This is a genomic window from Ralstonia chuxiongensis (assembly GCF_024158925.1).
GTDB classification, from domain to species: Bacteria; Pseudomonadota; Gammaproteobacteria; order Burkholderiales; family Burkholderiaceae; genus Ralstonia; species Ralstonia chuxiongensis.
This window is the reverse complement of the sequence record NZ_JAMYWC010000004.1, coordinates 686,404-702,205: the sequence shown is the minus strand read 5'-3', so window position 1 is coordinate 702,205 and position 15,802 is coordinate 686,404. Positions and strand designations below refer to the sequence as shown.

Below are 15,802 nucleotides of genomic sequence, written 5' to 3'. Positions count from 1 at the left end.
TCATTATAAGATGGACATCGCGCAGCTTCTGGCGTTTTCCGCCAAGAACAAAGCGTCGGACTTGCACCTGTCGGCCGGATTGCCGCCGATGATCCGGATCCACGGCGACATGCGCCGGATCAACGTGCCACCGCTCACGCACCAAGATGTGCACTCCATGGTGTACGACATCATGAGCGACGGGCAGCGCAAGGTCTACGAAGAAAACCTGGAAGTCGACTTCTCGTTTGAGATCCCGGGGCTCTCGCGTTTCCGGGTCAACGCGTTCAATCAGAACCGCGGCGCTTCAGCCGTGTTCCGGACGATTCCGTCGAAGGTGCTCTCGCTGGATGACCTGAAGGCGCCGGCGGTGTTTGCGGACTTGGCGATGAAGCCGCGCGGCCTGGTGCTCGTTACGGGCCCGACCGGTTCGGGCAAGTCGACGACGCTTGCCGCGATGGTCAATCACCGCAACGAAAACGACATGGGCCACATCCTCACGGTGGAGGACCCGATCGAATTCGTGCACGAATCGAAGAAAAGCCTGATCAACCAGCGCGAGCTTGGCCCGCATACGCACTCGTTCGCCAATGCGCTGAAGTCGGCACTGCGTGAAGATCCGGACGTGGTGCTGGTCGGCGAATTGCGTGACCTTGAGACCATTCGCCTTGCGCTCACCGCCGCAGAGACCGGTCACTTGGTGTTTGGCACGCTGCACACTAGCTCGGCCGCCAAGACCATCGACCGGGTCGTTGACGTGTTTCCGTCAGACGAGAAGGAGATGGTCCGGACCATGCTTTCCGAATCGCTGGAGGCGGTGATCTCGCAGACGCTGCTCAAGACGCGCGATGGTTCGGGCCGGATTGCCGCCCACGAAATCATGATTGCCACGCCGGCCATCCGTCACTTGATCCGCGAGAACAAGATCTCGCAGATGTACTCGATGATGCAGACCAGCAGCGGCATGGGCATGCAGACGCTCGACCAGTGCCTGTCTGAGCTGATCAAGCGCTCGGCGATCAACTACGCAGACGCGCGCGCCATCGCCAAGAACCCGGACGCGTTCGCGAACTGATACGCGAACTGATGCGCTGACCCACACGTCAGCGCGCTTTCCAATTCTCTTCAGGAGGGGCACGCCATGCTGGACCGCGAAGCCGCCACCAAATACATCCACGAACTCTTGCAGTTGATGGTGAACAGCCGTGGCTCGGACTTGTTCATCACGTCGGAATTTCCGCCCGCAATCAAGGTGGACGGCAAGGTCACGCCGATTTCGCAGCAGCCGCTGAATGCCGTGCAGGCCGTCGGTCTGGTCAAGTCGATCATGAACGAGAAGCAGCTGCGCGAGTACGAAGACAGCTCGGAATGCAACTTCGCCATCACAGCGCCGGGCGCGGGGCGTTTCCGCGTGTCGGCGTTCATGCAGCAGGGCCGCGCCGGCATGGTGCTGCGGACCATCAACACGAAGATCCCGACGCTGGGTGAGCTGGATTTGCCGCCGATCCTGAACGAGATCGTGATGAGCAAGCGCGGGCTGGTGATCGTGGTGGGCGCCACGGGTTCGGGCAAGTCGACCTCGCTGGCGGCGATGGTGGGCTATCGCAACGCGAATTCGTATGGCCACATCATCACCATTGAAGATCCGGTGGAATACGTGCACACGCACCAGAACTGCGTGGTGACGCAGCGTGAAGTGGGCGTGGATACCGAGTCTTGGCACGTGGCGCTGAAGAACACGCTGCGCCAGGCGCCGGATGTGATCCTGATCGGCGAAATCCGGGACCGCGACACGATGGAATACGCCATCCAGTATGCGGAGACCGGTCACCTGTGCCTCGCCACGCTGCACGCCAACAGCTCAAACCAGGCCATTGACCGGATCATCAACTTCTTCCCCGAAGAGAAGCGTCAGCAGCTGCTGATCGACTTGTCGCTGAACCTGCGCGCGATGATCGCGCAACGCCTGTTGCCGCGTCAGGGTAGGAAGGGGCGCGTGCCGGCAGTCGAAATCATGCTGGCCACCCCGCTGGTGCAAGACCTCATCTTCAAGGGCGAGGTGCACGAGCTGAAGGAGGTCATGAAGAAATCCCGCGAGCAGGGGATGATCTCGTTCGACCAGGCGCTGTTCGATCTGTACGAGGAAAACAAGATCACCTACGAGGATGCGCTGCGCAATGCGGACTCCCTCAACGATCTGCGCCTGCAGATCAAGCTGCACAGCAAGCGCGGCGGGCAGACAGATCTATCTGCCGGCACTGAACATCTCAACGTCGTGTGATGTGTCGAAAGCGCTACACCATTTGAGGTAATTTGCGGCGCACAACGTTTGCGCCGCTCGGAAGGCCACCCGGGCCTCATGATCTTTCCTTAATATTTGCTGAGAATTGCCGTTTAAGCGGTGAGCGGGCCTGCCAAGTCATCGGCGGGCGCGCATCAAAACGATAAAAGCAACAGCAAATCCGGGTGGGTAAAAACGTGGCAAGCAAGCCGAGGTGTCAGCGCGCGCGGGCGGCGCGGGGCTTTACGCTGATTGAGCTCATGATCACAGTGGCCATTGTCGGCATCCTGGCGATCATTGCTTATCCCAGCTACGTCCAGTACATCGTCCGCTCCAATCGGGCAGCGGCGGAATCCTTCATGCAGGAAGTGGCGTCCGCGCAGGAGCGCTTCCTGCTCGATAACCGTGCCTATGCGTCGAATCTGGCCACGTTGCAATACGCCAGCAACGTGCCGGCCAACGTCTCGCCAAACTACACCTTCACGTTGAGCGCCAGCAGTGTGCCGCCGTCTTATCAGCTGGCGGCGAATCCGCAGGGCTCGCAGCAGGTAAACGACACCGCCTGCGGCACGCTCACCCTGACGAATACGGGTGCCAAGGCGGCGTCCACTGGCGCCACGAACTGCTGGAAGTGAGGCGAGCCATGAATATCCTGCGCAAGCCCATTCAAGGTTTCACGCTGACCGAGCTGATGGTCACGCTGGCCGTGCTCGCCATTCTCGTGACGATTGCCGTGCCTTCGTTCTCGGGAATGATTGCGACGCAGGCCACGCGCAATGCGTCGTTCGATCTGTCGTCCGCCGTGTCGTTGGCGCGTGCGGAGGCGGTCAAGCAGAACGCCATCGCCACCGTTTCAACCTCCAGCAACTGGGCGACCGGCTGGACGCTGACGGTCGGCACGCCCGCCACGGTGATCCGCACATTCGGCCCGTACAGCGGGGTGACCATCGCGGCGAGCAACGGCAATACGCTGTCGTTCGGCAACGATGGCCGACCGACTGCAGGCGGCGTCACGTTCCAGGTCACGCCGACGAGCGCGTCGCAATCGGTCTCGTCAAGTTGCGTACAGGTGGGCGGCACCGGCCGCGTCGCCGTGGTTTCGGGGACGTGCTCATGAGCGCCATCGCACATTTGTCACATCGCCGGTTACGCAAGGCCGGGCAGCGTGGGTCGACCCTGATCGAGATCCTGATTTCGGTCGTGATCCTGCTGGTGGCGCTGCTGGGCGCGGCCGGAATGATGGTCCGCTCGAACCAGTCCGAGATGGAGTCCTACCAGCGCGTGCAGGCCCTGACGCTGTTGCAGGACATGGCTGCGCGGCTCAATGCCAACCGCCAGGTGGCCTCGTGCTACGCCGTGGCCGGTGCGATCACCACGGCCGGCACGGGCGGTGTCTCGGCACCCAGTTGCACGACTGGCACGGCCGCGCAGCAAGCCACTGTCACCACCGATCTCGCGGCTTGGAACAATGCGCTGCTCGGTAATACGGAGACTGCCGCCAGCGGCACCGTTGCGCTGGGCGCCATGATCGGCGCGCGCGGCTGTATCGAGGCCGTCGACACGGTCAACCAGATCTATCGCGTGACCGTCGCATGGCAAGGCATGGTGCAGACCGTGGCGCCGGCGCTGCCTTGCGGCAGCGGCAGCGGTAATTACGGTAACGACGCCTATCGGCGTGCCATTAGCGTGCAGGTGCGCATGGGGGTGCTGTCATGACGCCGAACCGCACGTTGCGTCGTCTGCAGCGCGGGATGTCGCTGGTCGAACTGATGGTCGGCATGACGCTGGGGCTGTTGCTGCTGACCGCGTTGGCAAGCCTGTATGCGTCCACCTCGCAATCGCGCGTGCAGCTGGGCAACAGCGCCACGCAGATCGAGAACGGCCGCTATGCGCTCGACATCATCAGCCAGGAAGTCGCGCTCGGAGGCTTCCTTGGCGATCTGAATCTGCTGGGAACCTCAGCGCTGGCCACGCCCGATGTGTGCGCAAGCGCCACCAACGCACTTGGCTTTACCAACAGCCCTGCGACGGTGCCCGTTGCCATCTACGGCTATGCCGCCAATACGAACCCGGCAACGTGTTTGCCGAACCTGTCGCCCAATTCGGAAATCCTGGTGGTGCGCCGCGTGTCAACCGCGGCCGTGTTGCCCAGCGCGATCGTTGCTGGTCAGACCTACCTGCAGGATTCGTTCTGCAGTACGGACACCGCCCCCTTTGTCTTCAGCAGCAACAGCGCGGACTTCGTGTTGAAAGACAAAACCTGTACAAATGCTGCCCCGGTGCGCCAAGTCAGCGTGCGAGCGTTCTACCTTGCCACGTGCGACCGCTGCGGCACCGGCGGCGACAGCATTCCCACGCTCAAGATGGTCGAGTTTTCCAATGGCGCGCTGCAGCCGCCCAACTCAATCGCCCAGGGCATCGACGACGTGCATTTCGCCTATGGCGTAGACATGGACGGCAACGGTTCACCCGATTGCTATGTCGCCAATCCGGGCATCGACAACAGCGCCGCGTGCACCAATGTGGCCGGCTACAACTGGACCGCATCCGCTGCGACGAACTGGAGCAACGTGACCGCCGTGCGCATCAATGTGCTTGCGCGAACGCTGGGCGTGTCGCCGGGCTGGACGGACACGCGGTCCTACGACATGGGCCGCGGCACGCTCTCCGCCCCTTTCAACGATGGCTATAAGCGACACGTCTATGCGGAACTCGCACGCGTCGCCAATGTAGCCGGCCCACGGGAGTAGCCATGCGGCGCTTATCGGTTCGCCAATCGGCACGTCAGTCGGGTGTGACGCTTGTTGTCACGCTGATTTTTCTGGCGATCTTCATGGGCATCGTCGTGATGATGATGAACTCGGGCGTGATCAACACCAAGATCGCCGCCAACCAGCAATACGGCCTGGAAGCGCGCAGCGCCGCGCAGCAGGGCATTGAGCAGGTCATCAGCGTGGATTTCACCTCGAACCCGGTCGCCACCAACGTGCCGGTGGACGTGAACGGCGATGGCAAGACGGACTACACCGCGCAGGTTGCCGCGCCTACGTGCGTGGCAACCAAACCGATCGCCAACACGCAATTGACCACTGATACGACCAGCCCCAACTTCGCCGCCGACTCGTCCTGCTTCGGCGGCGTGAACAACAACTCCGACACCGGCATCCTGACCGCCGCCGGTACACCGGGTGGCATGTCGAATTGCAGTGCGACGCAATGGGATGTTGCCGCCACCGTCAACGATGCCAACGGCACGGCCGTGAACACCACGCTGCATCAGGGCGTCGCGGTTCGCGTGCTGACCGGCGCGGCGTGTCCGTAAGCCAACGCGCAAAGCCAGGAAGAACCCATATGCGCTCATTTGCTCAACGATTTGCGTTTGTCGCCACGGCACTTGCGCTGTCAGGCGCTCAACCCGCTAGTGCTGAAGACATCGATTTGTATACGGGGCTGCAGCAGAACGCCGGCAAGCCCAATGTAGTGATCATCTTTGACGATGGCGCCAACTCTGACGCCAACGCGTCGTTCACATGTTCTGCGACGGGGTTGACGGTGGCCAACCCGAGCAAAAGCTCGGGAGCCGAGCAGTGCGCTCTGTACGGTGCCGCACAGTCGATTGCCAACAATCCTTCGCTGCTGGGCAACGTCAATCTTGGTCTGATGATGTTTGACCCGAAAAGTCCGGGCGGCCTGTTCAGGTTTCCGACGGCGAACCCGAAGTCATCGCAGACACTGCAGTTGATGGACAGCACGGGCGTGAACAGCCTGCTGTCGTACCTGCAAAACCAGTTTCCCGGCGATCTGAACGGCAATAACGTCCAGACCTCCGGCGCAATGCAAGAGGCCTGGTCGTTCTATGCCGGCTACAAGAACACCGGTGTGACGGGGTTGTCAGGCACGAAGTACACGTCGCCCATCACGAACCCCTGCCAGCGCAATTTCGTCATCTACATTGGCAACGCCACCAACAGCGGTCACCCGGCTGAAAGTGACACGCAGATGCTGGCGGCGCTACAGGCGGCGGTGCCCACGCCCACGGCTGCACAGACGACGCAAATCGCCATCAACAGCAAGTACGCGTCCAACTGGGGGGACGAGTGGGCACGCTACATGTACCAGAGCGATCTGCAAGGAACGGCCAACACTGCCAATCCGCAGAACGTCATTACCTACGCCATCACGGTGACGGACGGCAAGAATCAGGACTACGTCACCTTCGACAACAGCATGGCCACCAACGGTGGCGGCAAAGCCTACACCGTGCAGCTTGGCGACGTGGCGGGCCTGCAGGATGCACTGCTGTCGATCCTCAATGAAATCCAGGCGGTCAATAGCGTGTTCGCGTCGGTCAGCTTGCCGGCGGCCGTCAACGCGCAGGGCCAGTTCCTGAATCAGGTGTATATCGGCATGTTCCGCCCTGACGCGACGGCGACACCGCGCTGGATGGGCAATCTCAAGCAGTATCAGGTGGGCTACGACGCCAACGGCAGCCTGCAGCTGCTGGATTCCGTTGGCAACGCGGCGCTTAGCAACGCAGGCACGGGTTTCATGTCCCCCAACGCGATCAGCTTCTGGACGGCCGATCCGCCGCTGTCGTTCGGCTCAAGTGGCTATGGCAGCAGCCTGGCCAACTGGCCGAGCAAGGGCTTCTGGCAAAACAGCCCTTCCAGCAAGGGATGGGCATTCGACTCCCCAGACGGGGAAGTTGTAGAGAAGGGAGGGGCCGGCGAAATGCTGCGCGCCCAGTTCCTCACGAGCCAGACTGGCCGTACGCTACTGACTTGCAATGGTGCAGGCACCTGCCCGACCAGCACGGCCATGCCGACATTCGATACGGCCAACACATGGCTGGCGGGCAACTCGGGGCTGAACGCCATCAATTCCTACAACGGTACGAACGGCGCCCCCACTATCACTTCGAGCGAGCAGACCAACTTCATCAACTGGGTACGCGGGCGCGATGTGTACGCGCTGGATAACTCCAAGGTTGCTGGACAAGAGGCCGAAACCGGCCCCGGCTCGCCGGTGACGATCCGCCCGTCGATCCATGGTGACGTGTTGCACTCCCGACCGGTGGTTATCAACTACGGCGGTACTACCGGCATCGTGGTGTTTTACGGTGCCAACGATGGTGTCTTCCATGCGATCAATGGCAACCAGTCGACTGGTATCAACGGCGTGCGCCCTGGCGGCGAGCTCTGGGGTTTCATCCCACCGGAGTTCATTGGCAAGCTGAGCCGGCTTTATGCCAATTCGCCGGAGGTGAAATTGTCCACCACGCCGAATGGCATCACGCCGACGCCAACGCCGCGCGATGACTTCTTCGATGGCAGCACCACCGTCATGCAGGACCAACGCAACGCGACCAGCCCGCGCACCATCATCTATCTGACCGCACGACGTGGCGGCAGCTTGATCTATGCGCTGGACGTGTCGGACCCGCTCAATCCGCGCTATCTCTGGTCGCGCAGTAACAGTGACATTCCCGAACTTGGCCAGACGTGGTCCAAGCCGCGCCTGATGCGTGTGGCCGGTTACGCCAACCCTGTGCTGATCATGGGCGCCGGCTACGATGCGTCTTCCGAAGATAGCGACCCCGCGCCCGGCACCGACACCATGGGGCGCGGCATCATCGTGCTTGATGCCTACAGCGGCGTGCCGGTGTGGAGCGCTTTGGCCAACTGCACCGGTGTGGCCGGCGTGTGTGTGAAGAACACCAGCCTCACGCGTTCGATCGCCTCCGACGTCACGGCGGTCGATCGCACAGGCAGCGGCTACATCCAGATGGCCTACGTGGGCGATCTGGGCGGCAACATTTGGCGTGTGGATTTCCAGAGTGCATCTGGCAATACGCCCGCCAACTGGGCGCTGACGCAGTTTGCGTCACTGGGCGGAGCGGCCAACACCAACAACGCGCGCAAGTTCTTCTATGCGGCCGATGTGGTCCCCACAGCGGCGTTCAACGCCGTCTTGGCAGGCACGGGCGATCGCGAGCACCCGCTCTATTCGGCTTCTACAACGCCGGGCACCGCTTACAACGTGGTCAACCGCTTTTACATGCTGAAGGACCCGAATCTCGGTCCTGTGCCGGCGGGATGGGTGCCGTTGACGGAAGCCAACCTCGTTGATTCCACTTCGACGGCGTACAGCGGGACGGGCTCGGGCTTCTACATCACGCTGCCGAATCCAGGCGAGAAGGTCGTGAACGCCCCCCTCACGGTGGCAGGCTACACCACGTTCGGAACCAATACCCCGGCGGTTCCATCTGCCGGTGCGTGTTACCCGAACTTGGGCATCGCACGCACGTATTCAGTCAGCTTCCTGACGGGCACCGGCCAGAACCCGAATCGTTCGGTGGTGCTGGATGGCGGCGGCTTCCCGCCCTCGTCGGTCTATGGCGTAGTGCTGGTGAACAACGGCAATGGCGGTACGACGCCAGTGCCGGTGTGCTTCGGCTGCGGCAATCAGACGGGCACCGGTGGAGGCGGCTCCGCGCTGGCCCCCGTCCAAGTGACACCTAAGGGCCTCGGCAAACGCAAGCGCACATTCTGGTTCTCCGACACCGACAAGCATTGACCCGCATCGCCCCTCAACGGCCCGCCCAGCGCGGGCCCTTACAATTCCGGACAGATGCCGGAGCACCCCGTTCCCGCAACCATCCGGAGAGTAGCCATGAGTGACGTCTACGCATTCGAGGCCGATTCGTTGACCGGCCAGCGCGTGCCGCTGTCGCAGTACAAAGGCAAGGTCCTGCTGATCGTGAACACGGCGAGCAAGTGCGGATTCACGCCGCAATACGCCGGTCTGGAGGCGGTGTACAAGCGGCTGCATGAGAAAGGCCTCGAGGTGCTCGGCTTTCCGTGCAACCAGTTCGGCAAGCAGGAGCCGGGCGGCGAAGACGAAATCGGCGCGTTCTGCGAGAAAAACTACGGCGTCTCGTTTCCGATGTTCGGCAAGATCGACGTGAATGGCTCGAACGCGCATCCGCTCTACAAGTGGCTGACCTCGGAAAAGCCCGGCGTGCTCGGTATCGGAGCGGTCAAATGGAACTTCACCAAGTTTCTGCTGCGCCGTGACGGCACGGTCTACAAGCGCTACGCGCCCATGACCAAGCCGGAAGAGATCGCCGACGATATTGAGCGGCTGCTGGCGGAGCCGGATCCCGCCTGAGGTTGCGTCAGTCCGACGACCCCCGGACCTTGCGCATGAAATCCGCCAGCGAGCGCTCGGCGGACTCGGCAAAGTGGCGCTCCAGAATGTCGACCTTCACGCAGCGGTCAAGGCGGAAGGTGCGGTAGTCCTGTCGGTGCTCGCACCAGGCGGCCACCAGCCAGACTTGTCCCCAGAAGAACAGGCCGAGCGGCTGGATGCAGCGCTCGGTCAACTGGCCTTGCGCGTCTCGGTAGGAGAGTCGCGCAACGGCGTGGCGGCCAAGCGCCGCATGCAGCGTGTCAAAGACCTGCTTGACCTCGCTGCCCATGCCGTAACCGGGCGCAAAGATGCGTGTGGTCTCGGCTTCGTTGCGGCGCTCTGCGGGCAGGGCGCCCATCAGTTTTTCCAGTGCCGCTTCCACCGAGTCAGCCATGGTGCCGCCGCCCCATGCCTTGATCATCCGCGCACCGGCCACTAGGGCTTCGACTTCATCGGCGGTGAACATGAGCGGCGCGAGGTCGAAGCCGGCGCGCATGCGGTAGCCGATACCGGCTTCGCCTTCGATCGGCACGCCCGAGACAGACAGGTCGCGGATGTCGCGATACACCGTGCGCTCGGACACGCCGAGGCGCTCGGCCAGCATGGCCGCCGTGGTCAAACGGCGGCCTCGCAGGATCTGGGCAATCTGGAACAGGCGGTCGGCGCGGCGGGTCATGCGCGGCATTGTAGTGGCCTTCGGCCCGGGTGCAATGCGCGCCATATCCCCTACGCGCCGAAGGGCGTCAGCTCACGTTGCGGGTGGATTTCGACCACATCGACCTGTTCGCCACGGCGCAGCATGCGCTTGCCCAGTCGCGGGAAGTCGGCAATCTCGATATTCAGATGTTCGCCACCGCACAGATAGACGAGGTCTTCCTTGCCGCAGTTGCGCAGGTGGTGCGCGATGCCCGTGGGGAACGCCATGAAATCACCGGCGCGCACGGTGAACATGCTGTCTGCGATTTCAGCCTGCGCTTCGCCCGAGAGGATGTAGATCCATTCCTCTTCGCGCTGGTGCGAGTGGTAGACGAATGACTCCTTGCCCGGCGGCACGCGCGCGAAATTCACGCCGGTGCGCTTGAGCCCAAGCAGCCGGCCCATCATGGTGCCGTGAATTTCCGACAGGCTGTTCCAGGGGTGAGAAAACGACTGCGTGCGCGCGGTGATATCCGCGGCACGCATGAGATACGGGGATTGGCTCGGCATGGTGTTCTTCTCTATCTCGTAGTAAAGGCCGGCGCCCGCGCACCGGCCTCGGGGGCGTCACTGCTGTAGCAGGTACGCCTGGGTCTTGGCGTCCGGCTCGTGCAGGCCGACGCGGTTGCCTTCGGTGTCGACGATGTGGGCGATGCGGCCCATGTGGTCCGGCAGCGCCATCGGGCCGAATACGCATTGGCCACCACTGCCGTTCACGCGTTCGAGCACGGCATCCAGGTTCGGTGCGTTCAGGTAGACCACGCTGCCCTTGTCGGACGGCGCAAAGCCTTCGCCCTTGACCAGCGCACCGTGGATGGTCGTCTCACCGGCCGGAAACACGCCCATGGTCAGATCGCCCATGTCTTCCTGCTTAAGCTGCGTGTCGAAGACGTTCTCGTAAAACTTCACCGCGCGCGGGAAATCGTTGGCGGGGATTTCAAACCAGTTGATCACGCTTGCCATGTTGTCGCTCCGGTTGATGAGGCAGGCGGTTGGGGGAACCTGTCTCGTTAAGGTGGAGCGATTCTGGCGGGGGGCTCCTGACAGCGTTCTGTCAGGAGCATTCAGGAGGATTGCGCAGCGTGTTGCAAGTTGCCCAGGCAGTGAAGGCTGGGCGGAGGGGGAAAACAGTTCAGTGCGGAATCCAGCCCGCCAGCAGCGGCACCAGCACCGCTGTCAGCACGCCATTCAGGCCCATGCCCAGCGCGGAGAACGCACCCGCCTCTGGATTGACCTGAAACGCGCGCGCCGTACCAATGCCATGCGCCGCAATGCCGGTAGCAAAGCCACGCACGCTGTACTCGCGCACGCGCAGCAGGTTCAGCAGCCGCGTCGTGGTGGTCGCACCAACAATGCCGGTAATGAGCACCAGCACCGCCGTAATGGTCGGTGCACCGCCGATCTTTTCCGAAATGCCCATGGCGATCGGGATCGTCACCGATTTCGGCGCCATGGAGCGTAGCGTTTCGGGCGATGCGCCCAGCAGCCATGCGATGCCCACGGCTGACACCACCGCCACCACCGAGCCCGCCAGCAGCCCACCCATCAGCGGCAGCGCGTGGCGGCGCAGCTTCGCCCATTGCTGGAATAGCGGTACGGCCAGCGCAACGGTGGCCGGGCCCAGCAGGAAGTGCACGAACTGCGCGCCGTCGAAGTACGTCTTGTACGGCGTGCCCGTCAGCGTCAGGAGTGTGCCCAGGATGACGACCGCAATCAGCAGTGGATTGACCATCGGGTTGAAGCGGCTGCGTTCGTGCAGGCGCACGCCGATCAGGTAAGCGATGAGCGTGGCGGTCAGGCCCAGCAGCGGGCTGGCGGCCAGGTAGACCCAGAGTTGGTGCAGGTTGGGAGCCATCGCGTTCATGGGGCCAGCTCCTCGTTGCCTTCGCCGCTGTCACCCATGCGGCGCATCAGCGCGCGGGTGACGAGTGCACCGGCGGCGATCGATAGCCACGTCGACACGACGGTCGCCACCACGATCGGCAGCCATTCCTGGCCGATGCGGTTCAGTTGCGTCATGACGCCCACGCCGGCCGGCACGAACAGGATGGTCAGGTGCCGCAGCAACTCACTGACGGTGCCCTGCATGACTTCAAGCACGCGGCCCTTGTCCACCAGCAGGTAGATGACCAGCAGCACCATGCCGATCACCGGGCCGGGCACCGGCAGGTGCAGCGAATACGTGAGCAGCTCTCCTACCGACTGGAACGTCAGCAGGATCGCGAAGGTTTGCAGCATGGGGCCTCCGGGTAAAACGAAGCGCCAAGTATAGAACCCGGCTGCGTTCGTTTCAGGCCAGCATGCGGTCGACCAGCTCGATCCAGTGTTCAACCGGCGTGTCTGTGCCGCTCTGCAGATGCGTCACGCAGCCGATGTTGGCGGTGACGATGCGCTCGGGCTGCGTCGCTTGCAACTTGGCGAGCTTGTCGTCGCGCAGGCGGTAGGCCAATTCCGGTTGTAGCACCGAATACGTGCCCGCCGAGCCGCAGCACAGGTGGCTGTCGGCGCAGAGCTTGACGTCCACGCCCAGCGATGCGAGCAGCGTTTCGACCGCACCGCGAATCTGCTGACCGTGCTGGAGCGTGCAGGGCGGGTGCCACGCCACGCGCGGCCGTTGTGCTTCCGGTTTGGCCTTCTGCAGAAGCTGTGGCGAAAACGCCGGCAGCACCTCGCACAGGTCGCGCGTCATGGCGGACACGCGTGCCGCGCGCTCGGCATAGGCCGGGTCATCGCGCAGCAGGTGGCCGTATTCCTTGACCATCGCGCCACAGCCCGAGGCGGTCATGACGATGGCCTCGGCGCCGGCTTCGATATGCGGCCACCACGCATCGATGTTGGCGCGCATGTTGCCGAGGCCGCCCGCATGGTCGTTCATGTGATAGCGGATGGCGCCGCAGCAGCCCGCGCGGTCTGCGCTAATGAGCTGCACGCCCAGTTTGTCGAACACGCGCGCCGTGGCCGCATTGATGTTGGGCGACATGGCCGGTTGCACGCAGCCTTCGAGCAGCAGCATCTTGCGTGCGTGCGCGGTGCTTGGCCGCATGCCGGCGTGAGGCTGCTTGGCCGGAACCTTGTTGCGCAACACTTGCGGCAACATCGGCCGCACGGCCTGTCCGAGCTTGAGCGCGGAGCCGAACAGCGCCGGCCGTGTCAGCCCCTCGCGCAGTGCCCAGCGCACGGCGCGCTCGCCCAACGGGCGTGATTCACCTTTCGCGTCGAGCTGGTCATCGACAATCTTGCGGCCGATCTCCACCAGGCGCCCGTAGGTCACGCCGGACGGGCAGGTCGATTCGCAGTTGCGGCAGGTCAGGCAGCGGTCCAGGTGCAGACGCGTGGCCTCGCCGGCGGGTTGGCCTTCCAGGACCTGCTTCATTAGGTAGATGCGTCCGCGCGGGCCGTCCAACTCATCGCCGAGCAGTTGGTAGGTTGGGCAGGTGGCCGTGCAGAAACCGCAGTGCACGCACTTCTGCACGATGCTTTGGGCTTCTTCGCCCTGGGGGGTGTTGCGCAGGAACGCCGCGAGCGTGATTTGCATGATGGGGCTTGCGTTAGAAGTCGGCAGTCAGAACGCTGAATACAGACGGCCCGGGTTGAAGATGCCGTGCGGGTCGAAGCTGTCCTTCAGGCGCTTGTGCACGGCCATCAACGGCGCGGCGACGGGCGTGAAGATGTCGCTGGCGCGGTCGCCGTTGCGGAACAGCGTGGCGTGGCCACCGGCCTTGCTTGCTGCATTTCGGATGACGTCAGCCGAGGTGTTGGCGGTGTCGATCCACCAGCGCTGGCCGCCGCCCCATTCGACGAGTTGCTCGTCGGCCGAGGCATGACCGAGCGCCAGCGGCGGCGTGGCCGGGGGCAGGGCGATGCGCCACAGCGGCAGGCTGCCTTGCACGGCGCGCGCAAAAAATGCATGCGATTGCTCGCGCAGGTCGCGCCAGAACGCGGCGCCTTCTGCGTCGTCAACGCGCTCGCCGCCAAGCTTGGTAATGGCCGCGCGCACAGCCGCATCGGCGCCGCTCAAGCGTACCCACAGCGCACCGTCGATCCACGCAGACGCCGCGATCGGCAACGGCTGGCCGCCCCAGCGGTTCAAGGTATCGATGGCTTCGCCTTGTGCCAGGGCAAAGCGCAGCGTTGCATCGCAGAACGGTATCGGCAGCACCTTGAGCGACACCTGCACGATCAAGCCCAGCGTGCCAAGCGCGCCGGCCATCAAGCGCGAGACGTCGTAGCCGGCCACGTTCTTCATCACCTGGCCGCCGAAGTTGAGCATGTCGCCGCGGCCATCCATGACGACGGCGCCGAGCACGAAATCGCGCAGCGCGCCCACCGACTGCCGGCGCGGCCCGGACAGGCCGGATGAAAACGCACCGCCCACCGTTGCCTGTCGGCCATTCGCTGCAAAGTGCGGGGGTTCGAACGCCAGCATTTGCCGGTGCTCGGCCAGCGCGGCTTCGATCTCGACGAGCGGCGTGCCGCTGCGCGCCGTGATGACGAGTTCGGCGCAGTCGTAGTCGACGATGCCGGACCATTCGCGTGTGTCGAGCACCGTGCCGTGGGGTGCCGGTGCGCGGCCGTAGAAATCCTTGGTGCCGCCGCCACGCAGGGTAAGCGGCGTGCGGCTGTCGACGGCCTGGGCGATGGCGTCACGAAAGCGCGAGAGCGCGGGCGAAAGGGCGGTGTCTGGGGTGATTGGCATGTCGAACTTTCTGGCGGGCAGCTTACTGGCTGCCAGCTGTCTCCGTTGGAAGCAGTGGGAGCCGGGTGCCGCAGCGCTTGCAGAATGCGGCGTCTGTGTCGTGACGGTCGAGCGTGCAGCCGCTGCACGCGCGGGTCTGCGGTGGGGCGGCGGAGGCAGATCCTTCGCGCATGGTGTTCACCAGTTCCGCGCCGATGATCCCGGTCGGGAACGCGATGATGCTGTAGCCGAGGAGGATGGTGAGCGAGGTAATGAACTGGCCCAGCGGCGTGCGCGGCACAAGATCGCCGAAGCCCGTGGTGGTGAGCGTGACGACCGCCCAGTACATGCTGACCGGAATGCTGGTGAAGCCATGCTGCGGCCCCTCCACCACGTACATCACCGTGCCGAGGATGATGGTGATGATGAAGACGGTACCTAGGAACACGAAGATCTTGTGCCGCGCGTTCAACAGCGCACGCAGGAGGATCTGCGCCTCTTCAAAGTAGACCGTGATCTTCAGTATCCGGAAGATGCGCAGTAGACGCAGCAGCCGCACATCGAGCAGGTAGGCCAGTTCGGGCACAAAGATCGCCAGCCACGTCGGCAGGATCGAGATGAAATCGATGACGCCGTAAAAGCTGAGCACGTAACGCCAGGGTCTGCGCACCACGAGGATGCGCATGACGTATTCCGCCGTGAACAGCAGTGTGAAGAGCCACTCGAGCACCGTGAAGAGCGTGCCCGCGCGGCCGCTGACGCTCGGCAGGCTGTCGAGCATCACCACCAGCACGCTGGCGAGGATGGCGCCAAGCAGGGTCAGGTCGAACAGCCTGCCGGATCGTGTTTCGGCTTCAAAGATGATGGTGTACCAGCGCGCGCGCCAGCCGCTCTCGGGTTTGCCGAGATACTCGCCAAGGCGCGCATTGTGGGCGTGCCATCGGTTGCGGCTGGTGCGGGGCGGATTCCTCATGGCCGTC

Annotated in this window: 17 protein-coding genes; 9 read left to right on the top strand and 8 right to left on the bottom strand. The window is 63.5% G+C overall.

Features of this window, described 5'->3' with window-relative positions:
• The first annotated feature begins 10 nt into the window (after nt 1-10).
• From NKG59_RS16845 to NKG59_RS16805, 9 genes are all read left to right on the top strand, one after another.
• Nucleotides 11-1,054, top strand: coding sequence for a type IV pilus twitching motility protein PilT (locus NKG59_RS16845; RefSeq protein WP_009241469.1), 1,044 nt, complete (start codon nt 11-13; stop codon nt 1,052-1,054).
• A 66-nt stretch (nt 1,055-1,120) separates the two neighbouring features.
• Nucleotides 1,121-2,260, top strand: coding sequence for a PilT/PilU family type 4a pilus ATPase (locus tag NKG59_RS16840; protein ID WP_045202621.1), 1,140 nt, complete (start codon nt 1,121-1,123; stop codon nt 2,258-2,260).
• Between the two features lie 197 nt (nt 2,261-2,457).
• Nucleotides 2,458-2,895 (top strand): type IV pilin protein, encoded by a 438-nt coding sequence (locus NKG59_RS16835; protein ID WP_045202858.1) that lies wholly within the window; start codon nt 2,458-2,460, stop codon nt 2,893-2,895.
• A gap of 8 nt (nt 2,896-2,903) precedes the next feature.
• Nucleotides 2,904-3,377, top strand: coding sequence for a GspH/FimT family pseudopilin (locus NKG59_RS16830; RefSeq protein WP_253538964.1), 474 nt, complete (start codon nt 2,904-2,906; stop codon nt 3,375-3,377).
• A complete protein-coding gene (gene pilV, locus NKG59_RS16825) occupies nt 3,374-3,976 on the top strand; it encodes a type IV pilus modification protein PilV (RefSeq protein ID WP_045202623.1) in 603 nt (200 codons plus the stop codon). Before NKG59_RS16830 ends, pilV begins: the two co-directional genes overlap by 4 nt.
• A complete protein-coding gene (locus NKG59_RS16820) occupies nt 3,973-5,010 on the top strand; it encodes a PilW family protein (RefSeq protein ID WP_253538962.1) in 1,038 nt (345 codons plus the stop codon). The genes pilV and NKG59_RS16820 overlap by 4 nt, the downstream gene beginning before the upstream one ends.
• 2 nt (nt 5,011-5,012) lie before the next feature.
• Nucleotides 5,013-5,582 (top strand): pilus assembly PilX family protein, encoded by a 570-nt coding sequence (locus NKG59_RS16815; protein ID WP_253538960.1) that lies wholly within the window; start codon nt 5,013-5,015, stop codon nt 5,580-5,582.
• Between the two features lie 29 nt (nt 5,583-5,611).
• Nucleotides 5,612-8,836 (top strand): pilus assembly protein, encoded by a 3,225-nt coding sequence (locus NKG59_RS16810; protein ID WP_253538959.1) that lies wholly within the window; start codon nt 5,612-5,614, stop codon nt 8,834-8,836.
• Between the two features lie 96 nt (nt 8,837-8,932).
• The gene (locus NKG59_RS16805) at nt 8,933-9,430 is read left to right on the top strand and encodes a glutathione peroxidase (protein ID WP_253538957.1); all 498 of its coding nucleotides are present in this window, start codon (nt 8,933-8,935) and stop codon (nt 9,428-9,430) included.
• Nucleotides 9,431-9,437: 7 nt separating this feature from the next.
• On the opposite strand, the gene NKG59_RS16800 is transcribed toward NKG59_RS16805, so the two are convergent.
• The 8 genes from NKG59_RS16800 to NKG59_RS16765 form a co-directional block, all read right to left on the bottom strand.
• Nucleotides 9,438-10,136 (bottom strand): helix-turn-helix transcriptional regulator, encoded by a 699-nt coding sequence (locus NKG59_RS16800; protein WP_045202628.1) that lies wholly within the window; start codon nt 10,134-10,136, stop codon nt 9,438-9,440.
• 41 nt (nt 10,137-10,177) lie between these two features.
• Complete coding sequence (locus NKG59_RS16795; RefSeq protein WP_253538956.1) at nt 10,178-10,657, bottom strand: cupin domain-containing protein; 480 nt, start codon at nt 10,655-10,657, stop codon at nt 10,178-10,180.
• A 57-nt stretch (nt 10,658-10,714) separates the two neighbouring features.
• Nucleotides 10,715-11,110, bottom strand: coding sequence for a VOC family protein (locus NKG59_RS16790; RefSeq protein ID WP_253538954.1), 396 nt, complete (start codon nt 11,108-11,110; stop codon nt 10,715-10,717).
• A 169-nt stretch (nt 11,111-11,279) separates the two neighbouring features.
• Nucleotides 11,280-12,011, bottom strand: coding sequence for an LrgB family protein (locus tag NKG59_RS16785; protein WP_092972481.1), 732 nt, complete (start codon nt 12,009-12,011; stop codon nt 11,280-11,282).
• A complete protein-coding gene (locus tag NKG59_RS16780) occupies nt 12,008-12,385 on the bottom strand; it encodes a CidA/LrgA family protein (RefSeq protein ID WP_253538952.1) in 378 nt (125 codons plus the stop codon). The genes NKG59_RS16785 and NKG59_RS16780 overlap by 4 nt, the downstream gene beginning before the upstream one ends.
• Nucleotides 12,386-12,437: 52 nt before the next feature.
• Complete coding sequence (glcF, locus tag NKG59_RS16775; protein WP_253538949.1) at nt 12,438-13,682, bottom strand: glycolate oxidase subunit GlcF; 1,245 nt, start codon at nt 13,680-13,682, stop codon at nt 12,438-12,440.
• 27 nt (nt 13,683-13,709) lie between these two features.
• A complete protein-coding gene (gene glcE, locus NKG59_RS16770; protein ID WP_253538946.1) occupies nt 13,710-14,843 on the bottom strand; it encodes a glycolate oxidase subunit GlcE in 1,134 nt (377 codons plus the stop codon).
• A 22-nt stretch (nt 14,844-14,865) separates the two neighbouring features.
• Complete coding sequence (locus NKG59_RS16765) at nt 14,866-15,795, bottom strand: ion transporter (RefSeq protein WP_253538943.1); 930 nt, start codon at nt 15,793-15,795, stop codon at nt 14,866-14,868.
• Between the last annotated feature and the right edge of the window lie 7 nt (nt 15,796-15,802).